We start from the raw sequence: 15,856 nt of genomic DNA, 5'->3' as shown, positions 1-15,856 counted from the left end.
AATTGGCTAGGCGGCGTGACGACCGCTATCGAGAAAGTCGTCCGCCGCCTCTTCACAGTGTTATCCACACCTGGTGTGCATAAGAGTTTGTCTTCCGGGTGTGGATAAACGTGCGGTTACGGCAAGACCTTCTTGAACGGCTTGACGGTGACCTTGGCGTAGACGCCGGCGATCACGAAGGGGTCGGCGTCGGCCCACGCCTGGGCATCCTGCAAGCTGTCGAACTCGGCGATCACCACGCTGCCGGTGAAGCCGGCCTCGCCCGGGTCGTTGGCATCCACGGCGGGGCTGGGGCCGGCGAGGACCAGGCGCCCTTCGTCGCGGAGTTTCTCGAGACGCGCCAGGTGATCGGGACGCGCCGCCTTGCGGCGTTCGAGACTGTCTTGCACATCGTCGCTAACGATTGAGTAAAGCATCAGACGTCATCCTTCTGGTGGTCGTTTTGATGAAGCGTATCGTGGGACATGTGACGCGCCAGGTAGAGACCCTGGCCGATCACGAACAACAGAGTCAGCCCCAGCATGCCGAACAGCTTGAAGTTGACCCAAGTGGCCTCGTCGTAGGTCTTGAAGACATACACATTGATCGCGCCCAGCACAATGAAGAAGAGCGCCCAGGCGAGGTTGAGGCGGCGCCAGGTCGCGGCGGGAAGCGTGATGGCTTTGCCCATCATACGCTCCACGAGGGTCTTGCCACCGAACAGCGGTGCGATCAGAAACGCGAAGGCGAACAGCCAGTTGACCACGGTCGGTTTCCATTGAATGAACGCCGCGTTGTGAAACAGCACGGTCGCCCCACCCATAACGACGACCAGTACCAGGGTCACCAGTTGCATCTTTTCCACACGGCGGTAGCGCCACCACATGAAGGCGACCTGCAGCAGTGTGGCGGGAATCAGCACCAGGGTGGCGAGCAGAATATCGCCGCTGAAGTGATACACCGCGAAAAACAATACGATGGGCAGAAAATCCAAGAACATTTTCATCGGCGAGCATCCTGTGAGGTGCCGGCGCGGCACGGGAATTGACCCAGCGCGGCGCGAGCGAGCACTATGGCGAGCCTATTCTGACAAAGACGCCGCACCGCGTCATGCCCATGAGCCAACCCTTACCCCCCCTTGCCCGAGACCTTCGAGACCGATCTTGGGCTCGATCTGCACATGCATTCGACCGCCTCCGATGGCGCGCTCTCGCCACAAGCGTTGACCGACGTCTGCCACGCCAAGGGCGTCACGCGTTTTTCCCTGACCGATCATGACACCGTGGCCGGTGTCACCGAGGCCCAGCGCCATGCTGAAAGCTTAGGCATGCGTTGCCTGGCGGGGAGCGAGTTATCCACCTTGTGGCGTGGCATCGGCATTCACGTGGTGGCGCTGTTACCCGAGGGTGCCAGCGGTGCCCTGTTGTCCGGGCTCGAGGCGCAGGCCCGAGCGCGCGACGCGCGCGCCGAGGAAATCGCCCGGCGCCTCGAAAAGATCGGCCTCGAAGACGCCCTGGCGCGTGCCCGCGAGCAGGCCGGCAGCGAGCGTCCTCTGGGGCGGCCGGACTTCGCCAAGGCTCTGGTGGCCGCGGGCTTGGTCCCGGACATGCCGACGGCCTTCAAGAAGTATCTGGGCGCCGGGAAGCCCGGCGACGTGAAGACCCATTGGCCTTATCTCAGCGAGGTAGTCGAATGGATTCGCGACAGCCAGGGCATCGCGGTGCTGGCGCATCCCTTGCGTTATCGGCTGACGCATCGCAAGCGCGGTCAGCTGCTGGATGCCTTCCGCGAGGCGGGGGGCGAGGCCGCCGAGTTGATCAGCGGCCACCAGAATGCCGACGTGGGACGCGATCTGGCCCGCCAGCTCGAGGCGCGCGATCTCATGGGCTCGCAAGGCAGCGATTTTCACTATCCGGGTGGACCGCTGGCACCGGGCGTGATGAGTGCGCCGCCACGCTGTTCGGTGACACCAGTGTGGCGTCACCCCAGGCTTGCGAGATTCGCCGCGTAAGGCTAGGGCCTGTTGCCGTTTCAGGCACGGCCGCGCCGGAGCCAGTTTTTGTGCGGAGCAAGGCATGAGGCGAGATGTTTGGTCGTTCCAAATGAACGACGAATAACGCAGCACTGTGCAAAAACTGGACCGGCCCTTCGGGTTGCGCGGCAAATGGCGCCATGCGGCGTTGCAGGATTGGAAAAGGGAACCACCCTTCTCTGCATCCTGCGCCTTGCCTGGCGCCATTTGGCGCAGCAACGCGGTTCGCGCCGAAACGGCAACAGGCCCTATGCTGGGGACGAGGCACGTCGTGCGGCCCAGCACCTACGCTACTCAGCACGTTCGGTCCTCGGTTCTTCCGGTTCGTTCTTCCGGCCCAAGGAGGCAGGCATGACCCAGTTCTTTCAGATTCATCCCGACAACCCGCAGAAACGGCTCATCGATCAGACGATCTCGTTGTTGCGCGGTGGCGGCGTGATCGCTTATCCGACCGATTCGGGCTATGCGCTCGGTTGCTGCCTGGGCGAGAAGAAGGCCATCGAGAAGATCAAGTGGCTGCGCTCGCTGGATGACAAGCATAACTTCACGCTGGTGTGTTCCGACCTGTCCGAGATCGGCACTTACGCCAAGGTCGATAACGACGTGTTCCGCCTGCTCAAGGCGCATACGCCGGGGCCGTATACCTTCATTCTCAACGCCACCAACGAGGTGCCGCGTCTGCTCTTGCATCCCAAGCGGCGCTCCATCGGGGTTCGCGTGCCGGATCATCGCATCAGCCATGCGTTGCTCGCGGCGCTGGGCGAGCCGTTGATGAGCGTGACGTTGATCCCAGTCGACGACGATCTACCAATGACCGACCCCGAGGCGATCCGCGAACGCTTTGGCGCGCATCTCGATGCCGTCATCGACGGCGGTGCCTGCCATCTCGACCCGACCACGGTGGTCGATATGCGCGAGATGCCGCCTACTGTCGTCCGTGAAGGGCGCGGCGACACGGCGCCGTTCCAGTAAGCACGGAGACAAGGTGGAAAGCTGCGGTAACAAGCCTTCGCGAGGGCGCTATGAACCCTTCCTTGGGCGCTACATTCGTCATCCATGACGAATGACCCTCGCGCCGGCTTGTCACCGGCATGGCTCTCACGAAACGACTATGGTTTCAGTGCCTCTACTGGGAGGCGCCATCTGCCTCGTCTCTCTGGCGGGGGTCCTGGGTGTCTTCGTCGAGCCAGGTGCCACATTTGCGGCAATACTTGGCGTCGCGCTCGTGCCCTTCGTGCCCGCAGCCAGGGCAGGCTTCTTCGGAGTAGCGTTCTTCATGGATCGAGCGGATCACCTCCGCCGAGAAGACACCCGTGGGCACGGCGATGATCGAGTACCCCAATATCATCATGCACGCCGAGATGAACTGGCCGAGCGGGGTGGTGGGAGTGATGTCGCCATAACCCACCGTGGTTAGCGTGACGATGGCCCAGTACATCGCACGCGGCATGCTGGTGAAGCCCGCCTCCGGTGGCTCGATCATGTAAATCAGAGCGCCGAAGATGGTGATGATCAACAGCACTGTGAACAAAAACAGCATGATCTTGCGATAGCTGCGTGTAAGTGCCTGCGTCAGCATGCGGCCTTCACCGACGAATTCCATCAAGCGCAGTACTCTGAAGACGCGTAGTGCACGTAGCACACGCACCACGAGAAGCGACTGGGCGCCGGGTATCAGCAGGCTGAGCCAGGTGGGCAGGATGGAGAGTAGATCGACGATGCCATAGAAGCTCTTCAAGTAGCGTAGCGGGCGTTCCAGGCAGTAAAGCCGTACCGCCAGCTCCAATGTGAAGAGTAGCGTGAAGCCCCACTCGAGCAGGTAGAACGCCCCACCGAAGCGGGCGTGAAGGCTCGGCACGCTGTCCACGAACACCACCGCCACGCTGAGGAGAATCAGCGTGATGAGGACGATGTCGAAGATCTTCGCGGCCCTGGTGTCGGACTCGAAGATGATGTGGAACAGCGTCTTGCGCAGGCCTGTGTCGGCGGGTTCGAAAGGCAACGTCAAAGGTCGGTCTCCTGCATCGCGTCAGTCAGGTGGTGGCGTGGTGCCAGGCGGCGAGCCAGTCGCGGCTCATCTCGGGCGTGAGCCAGGTATCGAGACGCGCGTCGTCGGCGTCACGCAAGGCGCTCGCCAAGCGGTGAGCGGCGCTGCCGCCAAGTGCCTCCAGATGACTGCCGGCGCGGTAACGATAGTCCGCATGCCCCGTGTCCTGCCAAGCATCCAGCGCCTCGAGCGCCGCGTTCCAGTGACTTTGGGCGTCTGCGGCGTTGTCGGTGAGCGTCCAGCCGTCATGCAGGGCGGCGCCGCGCTGGGCCTTGCTGGCATTGGCGGGGCGGAGTGCTACGCCGTCGGCGAGGGAGGCAGCCAGTTGCCATAGAGCCTCGGCGCTGCCTGCCTTGAGCTCGAGCTCCAGCTCGCGGATCGGTACTTGCCGGTCACCGGCATGAATAGTGCCGATATCTAGCGCCACCTCGATGGTGGCGTCTGCCTCGACGATGTCCCAGCGCTCGCGAGTGAAGTCAGTGGTGAAGCGCGGAGCAAGTTGGGCGAGATCCGCTTCGTCGATGGTGTCCGGCGCATGCTGACGGATGCCGTCGATATCCAGTTCGTCGCCATCGATCGGCCATTCCCATTCGCCGCGTGCGTGCAGGCCGCCCTGGCCGCTACCTGCCGTCTTGAGAGTCTGCAGGTAGCCGTCTGGCGTGCGGCGAATGCGCAAGGCGATACGCGCGCGCTCCAGGGCGCGTCCTGGCGTGTCGTAGTAGGTGTTGGCGAGCCACGCACGCTGCATGCTGTGGTGCGCGAGTCGCGGATGCTGGCGCAGCGCCTGCGGGCCGCTAGCGCCGAGGGCGAGCTTGAGTTCGATTTCCTGAGCCATGCCTGTCCTTGAGCGTTGATGACAAGAGGGTGAATTTTCCATGACGAGAAGGGGTGCAGTCACTATACTGACGCCGCCATTCCCCAACGCATCGAATCTGACATTATGGTGACTTCCAATCCGTTTTCGGCCTTGTTCGGGCGCTCGCCTTTCGAGCCCTTGCTCGCGCACATCGTCAAGACCAGCGAATGCGCCGAACGACTCCTGCCGTTTTTCGATGCCACGCAGGCGGGCAACTGGGACGACGCCGCCACGCATCGAGAAGCGATCACCGAACTCGAGCATGAGGCCGATACCCTCAAGACCGAATTGCGTCTCAACCTTCCCAACAGCATGTTCTTGCCGGTCTCGCGTTCCGATCTGCTGGAGTTGATCAGCGTACAGGATAAGATCGCCAACAAGGCGCGCGATATTACCGGCATCATGCTGGGCCGCCAGATGCAGGTGCCGGAGTCGCTGGCACCTTCGATGCGCGCCTATCTCGAAACCGCTATCGCCACCGTGGGCCAAGCGCGCAAGGCACTCGAAGAGCTCCAGGAGCTTCTCGATTCCGGCTTTGGGCGTAACGTCGGCGATCTCATGCAGGATTTTATCCGCGAGCTTCATGATCTCGAGCATCAGGCCGACGATCAGCAGGTGCATATTCGTCGCCAGCTCTTCGAGCTGGAGGCCGAGTTGCCGCCGGTCGATGTGATCTTCCTCTATAAGATCATCGAATGGATCGGTGAATTGTCCGACCGCGCCGAGCGCGTCGGCAGTCGTCTCCAAATCCTCACGGCCCGCTAAACGCGGGCCGTGTGATTTTCCGTCTCACGCCAGCCAGATAGAACTTGCCTATGTCCATCATTGCGCAGTACGGCGATGTCTTCATCATTCTCGCCTGCATTTTCGGTTTCTTCATGGCCTGGGGGGTAGGGGCCAACGATGTGGCCAATGCCATGGGGACCTCCGTGGGGTCCAAGGCCATCACCATTCGTCAGGCGATTCTCATCGCCGTGGTATTCGAGTTTCTCGGGGCATGGCTGGCGGGGGGCCAGGTCACCGACACCATCCGCAAAGGGATCATCGACCCCAGCTTGCTTTCCGATGACCCGCAGTTGTTGGTCTACGGCATGCTGGCCTCGTTGCTGGCGGCGGGCGTGTGGCTGTTCATCGCTTCCATGCGCGGCTGGCCAGTGTCCACCACGCACTCCATCGTCGGGGCCATTGTCGGTTTCGCGGTCGCTGGGCTTGGCGTCGACTCCGTCGGCTGGCCCAAGGTGGGGCAGATCGCGGCAAGCTGGGTGGTGTCGCCGTTATTGGCGGGGTCCATCGCCTTCGCGTTGTTCAAGTCGGTACAGTTCCTGATCTTCGAGAACCGCGACCCCTTCGCGGCCGCCAAGCGTTATGTGCCTGGTTATATTTTTCTGGTCGGCTTTATCGTGGCGATGGTCACCCTGGTCAAGGGGCTCTCCCATGTCGGGCTGAAAATGAGCTTTGGCGATAGCCTGCTGATCGCGATCGGCATTGGCTTGGTGGTGATGGTCGTCGGCATCCTGATGGAAAATCGCGTCGACCGCGCCAAACGCAAGCGCGGCAGCTCGGCGTTCGATTTCAACAGCGTCGAACGCGTGTTCGGCGTGCTGATGATGTTTACTGCCTGCGCCATGGCGTTCGCGCATGGCTCCAACGATGTCGCCAACGCCGTGGGGCCACTGGCAGCGGTCATCAGCGTCGTCGAATCGAGCGGCGATGTTAGCGGCGCCGCCGCATTGCCGTGGTGGGTGCTGGTGCTGGGCGGCGGCGGTATCGTCGTCGGCTTGATCACCTATGGCCACAAGGTCATCGCCACGGTGGGCACGGGCATCACTGAACTGACGCCGAGTCGTGGTTTCGCGGCGACCCTGGCGGCGGCGACGACCGTGGTGCTGGCCTCGGGGACCGGTTTGCCGGTCTCCACCACGCAGACGCTGGTCGGTGCGGTGCTCGGCGTCGGCCTGGCCCGTGGCATCACGGCACTCAACATGCGCGTGCTGGGCACTATCGTGTTGTCCTGGGTGATCACCCTGCCGGCCGGGGCGTTGCTGTCGATCATGTTCTTCTTCATGTTCAAGGGCTTCTTCGGCTAACGCATCGCCGAGCATCGGGCGCGTACGCAAGGCGGGATCGGAGAACACCGGTCCCGCCTTTTCATTGCCTCTGATATAGTCAGTATCTCTTTCTTCCTGCAGCTGGAGCGGGCCTTGAACACGCGTTTCCCCTTCGCCGATTGGTTTCGCAATTCGTCTCCGTATATCAATGCGCATCGCGGGCGTACGTTCGTGGTGCTCATCGAAGGCGAGGCATTGGCATCCGAGCGATGGGAGCCACTGCTTCAGGACCTGGCATTGCTGCATACCCTGGGCGTGCGCTTGGTGATGGTCTTCGGAATTCGTCCGCAGGTGGGCGAGGCACTGAGCGAAGCGGGGATCGAGCCGCGCCGGATCGAAGGGCGTTGGGTGGCCGACGAGGCGATCATGCGCCATGTCGAACGCATCGCTGCCGAGCTGCGCCTCAAGATCGAGGCGCGTCTCTCGTTGGGGCTGCCCAACACGCCGCTGCATGGCGTCGAGCTGACGGTGGTCTCCGGTAATCTGGTGACCGCCAAACCGCTGGGCGTGCGCGATGGCGTCGATTTTCACCACAGTGGCGAGGTACGCCGCGTGCGTAGCCAGGCCATCGCCGACTTGCTGGCGAAGGAAACCTTGGTACTGGTACCGCCGCTGGGTTATTCGAGCACCGGCGAGGTATTCGATCTCGACGCGGCCGATGTCGCCCAACACGTTGCCATGGGGCTGGGCGCCGACAAACTGATTCTGCTTGGCGATGCGGCAGGTCTGCACGATGCCAGCGGCATGTTGCAGCGCCAACTTACCCCTTTGGAGGCGGACCCGTTACGGCGTCAGGCGGCGCCGGGCAGCGAATTGGCGCGGCACCTGGGTGCGGCGTGCGAAGCGGCGCGGCATGGCGTAGCCCGCACACACCTGCTTTCCTGGCACGATCGCGACGCCTTGCTTGGTGAGCTGTTCACCCGCGATGGGGTGGGGACCATGATCACTCAGCATCGCTACGAGCAGTTGCGCCGCGCGACGCTGGAAGACGTGGGCGGCTTGCTCGAACTGCTGCGTCCGCTCGAGGAGCGCGGCATGCTCGTGGCGCGTTCGCGGGAGCGGCTCGAACATCAGATCGACGACTACTGGGTGATCGAACGCGACGGCATGATCATCGGTTGCAGTGCCATGCATGCCTATCCCGAGGCGGGTATGGGGGAACTGGCGTGTGTCGCCGTGCATGGCGATTATCGCGGTGGTGCGCGCGGCGATCTGCTATTGGCCGAGGTCGAGCGTGAATCCCGTCGGCGTGGCTACAGCGCCTTGTTTGCTCTCACCACCCACACCACGCACTGGTTCCTCGAGCACGGCTTCCGACTCGACGGCCTGGACGTATTGCCGCATCTGCGGCGCGATTCCTATAACCATGCGCGCCAATCCAAGGTGTTGCTCAAACCCCTCGGTTGAACGCCAGCCCTGTGCCGCCGCTCAACGGCAAGGCGGCATCGATACTCGCCTGTCCGGCGGCATGCAGTGTCGCTCCCATCTGATAGGGTGTCGCCAAATAGATACGCAATAAGTACATGTTTTTGTTGATATTTATTTATACGTTCGGAATAGCGTTGGTGGATAGCGACACTATGAGCGCCGTAATGCCCTCGATTTTCGATGTAAGAACCTTTCGTGCGGTTTTGGCCTGCAAGCTATGCTTTTAACTTCATGTTTTTAAATGGTTTTTTAAAAACTGGCACGGCTATCGCAATATATAGGGTGAGCAACGGGAAACGGTTCAATACGGCTCGAGCCGTTTCTCGATCGATCAAGCCAGGGCGTTTCGACCACAACCCTGTGCGCAATGTCCCGGCTGGATTGATCAGCGTCTGCTCCACGCGATGTGTGACTTAGGTTGCGATGAGACGGGTACCGCCTACGGGCATGGAAAGGTACCAAAAGGGCAAGGATGCTCAGGCATGGATGCCACCCCTTCGGGGGCTAACTTCGCCGCGCCGCCCTTGGCGACGCGGCACACGAAACGAAGTGGCGGCTGCGCCGTCAACATGAGGGCCTTTTCCTGGCAATGTGTGGACCTCATGGCTTCGTGGGCTTTCGAGCCCCTCGATCACTCTCGAGAATTCAGCCAGGTGGATGTTCGAGAGTGTTCACTTGACCCTTCAGTTCCCTGCGTACCTTGGGCCGGTCTTTCCGGCCCATTTTTTTGCGCGTCTTGTGGCCGCCGTGGTGTGTCTAGCGGATGCGTCGGGTGCTCATTGCTGAATGGGACTTACTCCTCGCTTTCGATCGGTGCGGCGATGCGAAAACCGGCATGCGAACGCAACTCTGTTATCCTGTGCGGATAAGATGACATGGCATCCACTCTCTTTCTGCATAGAATCGCGCTCATGACCACTCAGGTCTCCCGCCGCTGGCGTCCTCGTTCGTTACTGCAGTTGGTAATGCTCGCCTTTGTGATGGTGATGCTGCCAATTGCCGTGCTCATGTTTCAGGCCGGCCAGGCACTCTCCGAGCTCTCGTCGTTGGCCGATGTCAGCGCACGCCAAGCGGTGGAGCAAACCCGCCGTGCGCGCACGTTGAGCAATCTAGCATTGGAAATGGAGCGCAGCGCGCGTCAATACGCGGTGCTCGAGCAGGAAGGATTGCTCAGCATCTATACCGAGAAAGCTCAACGCTACGCAGAACTGCTCGACGAGCATGCCCCCTTGCTGCCCGACGACCCCGATATCCCGCGCCTGCGTGAGCAACTGGGCGAACTCGAGGCCCTGCCGGAAATGCCCATCGAGGAATTCCGCGATCAGCTGGCGGCGTTCGGTGACTTCTCCCAGCGGACCGATAATGTGCGCCATGCCACCAACCAACTGATCGATGAGCGTATCGAAAACATTCGCGAGCGTGCCAGTACCGTACGTGGGCAGCTGTGGATGCAGACCGCAGCGCTGGTCTCGGTCAGCCTGGGGCTGATGCTGATCTTCACCTGGCTGATCATCCGCCCCATTCGCCAGCTCGAGCGACGCATCTTCAGCCTGGGCAGTGGCATGGAGCCGGCCTCGCCGCAGCATATCCAGGGGCCGGCGGAGCTGGTCAGGCTCGGCGAGCGGTTGACTTGGCTATCCGGGCGCCTCACCGAGCTCGAGGCGCAAAAGCAGCAGTTCCTGCGGCATATGTCCCACGAGCTGAAAACCCCGCTGGCCAGCGTGCGGGAAGGCACGGCGCTGCTTTCCGATGGTGTGGTCGGCGAACTCAGCGAGCGTCAGCGGGAAATCGTAGGTTTGATCGATGTCAGTGGTCAGGAACTCCAGGCCCTGATCGAGCAGTTGCTCGACTATAATCTGTTGCAGCACAGCCGAGGGCTCAAGGTGACGCGTTTCGATCTGGTCACGGTGATCCAGGAAGTGCTCGCCAAACATCGTTTGGCGCTCGACAAAAAGGGGATGCATGTCGACTGGCCTCGGCACACGCCCTTGCCCTGGCAGGCTGATCGCGAACGTACGGCCAGCATTCTGGATAACCTGATTTCCAACGCCATCGCATACGGCGAGGACGGCGGCCATCTGGCACTGCGTGCTAGACAACATCACGCCTCGCTGATCGTCGAGGTCGCCAATACCGGCGAGCCCATCGATGATGATGATAGCGCGCACCTTTTCGAGGCGTTCTATCAAGGCCGTATGCGGCGCCAGGGTGCCCTCAAGGGCTCGGGCATCGGCTTGTCGGTAGCTGCCGATTGCGCCAAGGTTCAAGATGGACGCTTGGAGTTGGTCGAGGATGACACCTTCCCGGTTTGCTTCCGACTGACACTACCCGAGGTGACGTCGCCGGAGGAAGGAGCCGATGGCGACGACGCTTCCATAACGACGCCGGCCACGACGCAGCCGGCGCTAAACGCAAGGAACTCGAACGCATGAACATCCGGATGCTGCTAGTGGCATTGTGCGCTGGCTCGCTGTTGACCGGGTGCCAGTGGATGACGCAAGAGACGTCCGCTCCGGCAGCCCCGGTCACCTCCTGCAATGACGACATCCCCAAGTTGGCTGACAATGTCTGCCTGGTGGATGACTGGATCGCCTTCGGGCTCGCCTCGCAACGCGGTGACAGCGAGTGGCGCGACACCATGCTGACGCGCCTCAAGGGCGATATGCCGCATCTCAAGCTGGCACGCGCCGTAGTGCTGGCATGGGGGGAACGCGATGGCTGGGAGCAAGCATCCGAGCTTTACAAGGCCGATATCTCAGCGGCGCCGAGCCGTTTGCAGCCCTTGCTGCGGCAATGGCTCAACGAGCTCGAGACACGCCGCGATTTGGCCAGCGATCTCGCCAAGAGTGAATCGCGCCGCCAAGCGTTAGGACGCGAGCGCGATGATCTCGCCGAGAAACTCGACGCGCTGACGGCCATTGAACAGAGCATCAACTCGCGCCATGAGCAATCGCCATGATGTCGCGATGGTTACCAAGGAGAGATTCGTGAAGCACGCCGCCGCCCATATTCTGCTGGTCGATGACGACCCTAGCCTCCTCAAGCTTTTGGGCATGCGCCTAGAAAGCCGGGGGTACCGTGTGACCACTGCCGAAAGTGGACGGCAGGCGTTGGAGTGCCTTGCCGAGGACCGCCCCGACCTGGTGCTTTCCGATCTGCGCATGGATGAAATGGACGGCATGGCGCTGTTCCGTGAATTGCAGCGTCGCGCGCCGGGCATGCCGGTGATCATTCTGACCGCGCATGGCTCGATTCCCGATGCGGTGAGCGCTACGCGCCAAGGCGTGTTCAGCTTCCTCACCAAGCCGGTGGACCGCGACGAGCTGTTCGCCGCCATCGAGGAAGCTCTATCGCAGACGCCGGGCACGCATGGCGCCGGCGACGATGCCTGGCGCGCCGAGATCATCACCCGCAGCCCGCAGATGGAACGCATCCTCGAGCAGGCCCGCATGGTGGCCGCCTCGGATGTCAGCGTGCTGATCACCGGTGCCTCCGGCTCGGGCAAGGAACTCCTCGCCAACGCCATCCACCAGGCCAGTGGACGAGCCGACAAGCCGTTCGTGGCGATCAACTGCGGTGCACTGCCCGAGCAATTGCTTGAAAGCGAATTGTTCGGCCACGCCAAGGGCGCCTTCACCGGTGCGGTCAGTCAGCACGAAGGGCTGTTCCTCGCCGCCGATGGGGGCAGTCTGTTCCTCGATGAGATCGGCGACATGCCGCTGACGCTGCAGGTCAAGCTGCTTCGCGCGTTGCAGGAACGTCAGATCCGCCCACTAGGCTCGACCACCTCGGTGCCCATCGACGTGCGCATCATCTCCGCTACGCACCGCGATCTCGACCGTGCCATGCACGAGGGCGACTTCCGCGAGGACCTTTACTACCGCCTCAACGTCGTCAATCTCAAGTTGCCGGCCCTCAAGGAGCGTGCCGAGGACGTACCGCTGCTGGCCAAGTACCTGGTGGGGCAGGCCGCCGAGCGCCACAAGCCCTTCGTCAAGGGCTTTTCGTCGGAAGCGCTCAACTTGCTGGCCTCCAGCGCTTGGCCGGGCAACGTGCGCCAGCTGGTCAACGTCGTCGAGCAGTGCGTGGCGCTGACCAGCTCGCCGATCATCCCCGAAGCGTTGGTGGCGCAGGCGCTGGCGGCCGAAGAAAACGCCTTGCCGTCATTCAACGAGGCGCGCGCGGGCTTTGAACGCAGCTATCTCGTCAAGGTGCTCAAGATTACCGAAGGCAACGTCACCCAGGCCGCGCGCATCGCCGGGCGCAATCGCACCGATTTCTACAAGCTACTGGCTCGGCACGACCTGGAACCGAGCAGCTTCAAGCCCAGCACTCAACCGCAGTCGGCGCAGAACGATGACGCCCAGCCGCGTCGCGTGCAACGCTGAGCCACGTTTTCAACGTTTGAAACGGCGCTTCACCTCCACCTTCAACCGCCCCTCGCCGAGTCGCGCGGTGAGGGTCTGGCCGGGCTGGGTGTCATGGGCGTGGCGCACGATATGGCGCTCGTCGTCCTCGAGAATCGCATAACCGCGTCCCAATACCGCCAGCGGGCTCACCGCGTTGAGCTCGCGAGCCAGGGCTTCGAGGCGCTCCCGGGACTGATCGAGGCGGCGCGGCAGGGCGGTATGTAGCTGACGTTCTAGCGTCGTCAGGCGTTGCCGATACGCCTCGATGGCAAGGCGTGGGTCCTGGCGTTCCACGCGGCGAGTCAGCGTCTCGTGATGCTGACGCTCGCGGTCGAGACGTCGCTGCATGGCAAGCTTAAGACGCGTTTCCCAACTCTCCAGGCGCCGACGCTGTTCGGCCAGACGCTCGCCGGGATGCCGCAATCGCGCCCGGGCATGATCGAGGCGCTGGCCGTCGCGCTCCAGGCGTGCCTGCATGGCACGTGCCAGGCCACGCGCGGCGGCTTGCAACTGCGCCCGCCACTCGCGCCAGTCGGGCACCAGGCGCTCGGCGGCGGCGGACGGCGTGGGCGCACGCTCATCGGCGGCGAAATCCGCCAGCGTGACATCCACTTCATGGCCCACCGCCGACATCACCGGCAGGCGAGAATGATGAATCGCCCGCGCCAGATGTTCGTCATTGAACGCCCACAGATCCTCCAGACTGCCGCCGCCGCGCGTGACGAGCAGGGTATCGACAGTGTCGTCCGGCGACTGGGCGCGCTGATTGGCCTGGGCGATGGCGCGGATGATCGCCGGCGACGCCTCGCGCCCCTGCACCGGCACCGGCAGGATCGTCATCTCCAGTGACGGCCAACGTCGGCGCAACACCGCCAGCACGTCACGAATCGCCGCGCCGGTGGGCGAGGTGATGATGGCCAGATGGCGCGGCGGGCAGGGCAACGGCCGCGCATTGACGAAGACGCCCTCAGCGGAAAGCTTCGCCTTGAGCCGCTCGAACGACGCCAGCAGCTCGCCTTCCCCCGATGCCTGTACCGCCTCGACGATCAATTGGTAGTCGCCACGCGGCTCGAACACCGACACGCGCCCGCGCACCCGCAGCCGATCGCCATCCTTGAGCGTCGCGCGCATCAAGCGCGCACGGTTGCGGAAGAACGCGCAGCGTAACTGCGCGCGGTCGTCCTTGAGCGTGAAATAGATATGCCCCGACGCCGGCCGCGCCACGCCCGAAATCTCGCCCTCCACCCAACACTCGCCGAAGCCACGCTCCAGCATCAGACGGGCCTGGCGGTTGAGTTCACTGACGGACAGGGCGTTGGGGGTGCCAGTGTCGTCCATCGCAGGCCTCGCAAGATCGGGTAAGTTTGGAAGAGGGATAGTCTAGCATTGTGGCTACGAGCCATCGCTATCGGGGACTTCACGCCGACTCTCACACGGTCAGCGTGGTGGCTAGAGGTGTTTGGGAGCGGTGCTCCCTAGAGAGTAAATTCCGGGCTGGATGATCCGGGCGCCGGACCTTCGAGTGTGGTGATTACCTGCTCCAGCATGGCGGTGATCTCGCGGGTGAGAAAGTCGGCAAAGCGGGGATTCCTTATCGTCCGGTCGACTGTCTCTGTGGGCAGAAAGCGGGCCATTTCACCCTGAAAAGTCGTACCTGACACAATGCCGGCTAGACGTGATTGCATATCCCTGGCTCGGTCAGGGTAGTGTTCTATGGTGTAGTCCTGAATCTTGCGCTTGACGAGTTCGACGTCGGGAGATGCGCCTTGCTGCTTGAGCCAGGCCAGGTCCCAGATGTCACGATGCCGCACGTATTTCTTTGTGTTGACCAGTGAGATCAGCTTGTCTGCCATGACCTCCTCTAGGCTTTCCGTCATGATCAGTAAGTCATTGTAGCCATCCGGTAGAAAAGGGTAGTGGACCTGGATCGCATGCGCTTCCCGCGTATACGCCGGGAGGCTGGCCACTTCCAGTTTGATGCGCTGCTTGGGAATGTCCTTTCGGGCCGGTGCTGTCACGACGGAAACCTGCCATTTGTCGACGCGAATATCTCGGTAGCCGGGTTCTTCGCGCAGTTCCTTCGGTTCCTTGACGCTGACCTCGAGCTGATAGCGCTTGCTGACATAATCCTCGATACACTCGCGAATGCGGGACAGGTCTTGGCTGCAGAAATTCCAATCGCCGGCAAAATCCAAGTCTTCGCTGAAGCGTGGTGAGCCCTGACACAAGCGAAGCGACGTTCCTCCCTGAAAGGTCAGCTGGTCCAGGAGCCGTTCTCGCTCGAGTGCGAACAGGATGTCGAGATGCAACAGCTCCTTCTCGATTACCGGGCGCATGGCGGCACGGCCGGGTTGGGCCATCGCCCGAGCGACCAGTTCGTCGAAGTTAACGCGTTCATTGTTCATGCGGCAGGCTCGCTTGGTCGACAAGGTGGGTATTGCGCCCGACACGCTTGAGGTCGGCCCAGGCAGCTTGGGGTGTCGCGAGCCGCAAGGGACGCCCGACGTCGCGCATCCGATCCAGTAATTGGGGAACGGATCGTTTGGTATGGGTGAATTCAATGGTGCCATAAGGGGTTCGATATTCCCCCTTGCGGCCTGTGGTCATGATCGTCAGCCGATCGACAGGAATTTGTGAGATCGCGCCATATTCCGAGAGTGCGGACTCGAGGCTGACATAGCTGTACTCGCCGCGGCGCATGGCTTTGGCGATTCGTTCGAGTAGGTCGGCGTCATGGTTCCGTGACAGCTTGTAGACATACACGCCGCGACTGACTGCCTCGAGCATGCCATGTCGACGTAGTCGATTGATCCCCTCCTGAAGCGTCTTTGGGCTGTCTTCGGGAAAGATCTTGGCCAGGTCCGAGAGGGTAAATACATACCGGTGTTGGCGGTCCCAGTAGTCGAGACGCTCACGGGCGGTGATCTGATTCATCAAGTCTACACAAATGCTATTTATAAATAGTTTATGTGTACACCTGATGCGTGGCAAGTCGTC

General features: G+C 62.1%; 15 protein-coding genes. 8 read left to right on the top strand and 7 right to left on the bottom strand.

The features are described 5' to 3' along the window. Positions 1-116: 116 nt before the first annotated feature. Positions 117-416, bottom strand: a complete 300-nt coding sequence (locus tag L1075_RS11760; protein ID WP_040239724.1) for a YciI family protein — start codon at positions 414-416, stop codon at positions 117-119. Further along, positions 416-985 (bottom strand): septation protein A, encoded by a 570-nt coding sequence (locus L1075_RS11755; protein ID WP_246941985.1) that lies wholly within the window; start codon positions 983-985, stop codon positions 416-418. The genes L1075_RS11760 and L1075_RS11755 overlap by 1 nt, the downstream gene beginning before the upstream one ends. Positions 986-1,159: 174 nt before the next feature. Between L1075_RS11755 and L1075_RS11750 the strand changes: the two genes are divergently transcribed. Together L1075_RS11750 and L1075_RS11745 are read left to right on the top strand one after the other, a co-directional pair. Beyond that, positions 1,160-1,990, top strand: a complete 831-nt coding sequence (locus tag L1075_RS11750; RefSeq protein ID WP_246941983.1) for a PHP domain-containing protein — start codon at positions 1,160-1,162, stop codon at positions 1,988-1,990. 372 nt (positions 1,991-2,362) lie between these two features. Beyond that, positions 2,363-2,983, top strand: coding sequence for an L-threonylcarbamoyladenylate synthase (locus tag L1075_RS11745; RefSeq protein WP_246893919.1), 621 nt, complete (start codon positions 2,363-2,365; stop codon positions 2,981-2,983). Positions 2,984-3,137: 154 nt separating this feature from the next. On the opposite strand, the gene L1075_RS11740 is transcribed toward L1075_RS11745, so the two are convergent. After that, positions 3,138-4,019 (bottom strand): ion transporter, encoded by an 882-nt coding sequence (locus tag L1075_RS11740; RefSeq protein ID WP_246941981.1) that lies wholly within the window; start codon positions 4,017-4,019, stop codon positions 3,138-3,140. 25 nt (positions 4,020-4,044) lie between these two features. After that, positions 4,045-4,893: a CYTH domain-containing protein gene (locus L1075_RS11735; RefSeq protein ID WP_246941979.1), complete on the bottom strand. Its 849-nt coding sequence runs from the start codon at positions 4,891-4,893 to the stop codon at positions 4,045-4,047. A gap of 105 nt (positions 4,894-4,998) precedes the next feature. Here L1075_RS11735 and L1075_RS11730 point away from each other — a divergent pair, with 105 nt between their 5' ends. The 6 genes from L1075_RS11730 (at position 4,999) to glrR (ending at position 12,838) form a co-directional block, all read left to right on the top strand. Beyond that, on the top strand, positions 4,999-5,679 hold the full coding sequence (locus L1075_RS11730) for a TIGR00153 family protein (protein WP_097023558.1): 681 nt from the start codon (positions 4,999-5,001) through the stop codon (positions 5,677-5,679). Positions 5,680-5,729: 50 nt separating this feature from the next. After that, positions 5,730-7,001: an inorganic phosphate transporter gene (locus tag L1075_RS11725; RefSeq protein ID WP_246941978.1), complete on the top strand. Its 1,272-nt coding sequence runs from the start codon at positions 5,730-5,732 to the stop codon at positions 6,999-7,001. Between the two features lie 114 nt (positions 7,002-7,115). Then, a complete protein-coding gene (gene argA / locus L1075_RS11720) occupies positions 7,116-8,429 on the top strand; it encodes an amino-acid N-acetyltransferase (RefSeq protein ID WP_246893914.1) in 1,314 nt (437 codons plus the stop codon). 896 nt (positions 8,430-9,325) lie between these two features. Next, positions 9,326-10,882 carry a sensor histidine kinase gene (locus L1075_RS11715; RefSeq protein ID WP_246941976.1) on the top strand — a complete coding sequence of 519 codons (1,557 nt, stop codon included), beginning with the start codon at positions 9,326-9,328 and terminating at the stop codon, positions 10,880-10,882. Beyond that, a complete protein-coding gene (locus L1075_RS11710) occupies positions 10,879-11,409 on the top strand; it encodes a hypothetical protein (protein WP_246941974.1) in 531 nt (176 codons plus the stop codon). Before L1075_RS11715 ends, L1075_RS11710 begins: the two co-directional genes overlap by 4 nt. A gap of 28 nt (positions 11,410-11,437) precedes the next feature. Next, positions 11,438-12,838, top strand: coding sequence for a two-component system response regulator GlrR (gene glrR, locus L1075_RS11705; RefSeq protein WP_246941972.1), 1,401 nt, complete (start codon positions 11,438-11,440; stop codon positions 12,836-12,838). A 9-nt stretch (positions 12,839-12,847) separates the two neighbouring features. Here glrR and xseA read toward each other — a convergent pair whose 3' ends face one another. The 3 genes from xseA to abiEi all read right to left on the bottom strand — a co-directional run bounded on the left by xseA (position 12,848) and on the right by abiEi (position 15,793). Continuing rightward, positions 12,848-14,197: an exodeoxyribonuclease VII large subunit gene (gene xseA, locus L1075_RS11700; protein WP_246941970.1), complete on the bottom strand. Its 1,350-nt coding sequence runs from the start codon at positions 14,195-14,197 to the stop codon at positions 12,848-12,850. Positions 14,198-14,334: 137 nt separating this feature from the next. Next, on the bottom strand, positions 14,335-15,264 hold the full coding sequence (locus L1075_RS11695; RefSeq protein WP_246941968.1) for a nucleotidyl transferase AbiEii/AbiGii toxin family protein: 930 nt from the start codon (positions 15,262-15,264) through the stop codon (positions 14,335-14,337). Continuing rightward, positions 15,254-15,793 carry a type IV toxin-antitoxin system AbiEi family antitoxin gene (abiEi, locus tag L1075_RS11690; RefSeq protein ID WP_246941966.1) on the bottom strand — a complete coding sequence of 180 codons (540 nt, stop codon included), beginning with the start codon at positions 15,791-15,793 and terminating at the stop codon, positions 15,254-15,256. The genes L1075_RS11695 and abiEi overlap by 11 nt, the downstream gene beginning before the upstream one ends. Positions 15,794-15,856 lie beyond the last annotated feature (63 nt).

It is taken from the genome of Chromohalobacter beijerinckii (assembly GCF_023061185.1).
Classification (GTDB): Bacteria; Pseudomonadota; Gammaproteobacteria; order Pseudomonadales; family Halomonadaceae; genus Chromohalobacter; species Chromohalobacter beijerinckii.
Note: the sequence above shows the minus strand (reverse complement) of the source record. Positions and strands in the feature narration are given on the sequence as shown.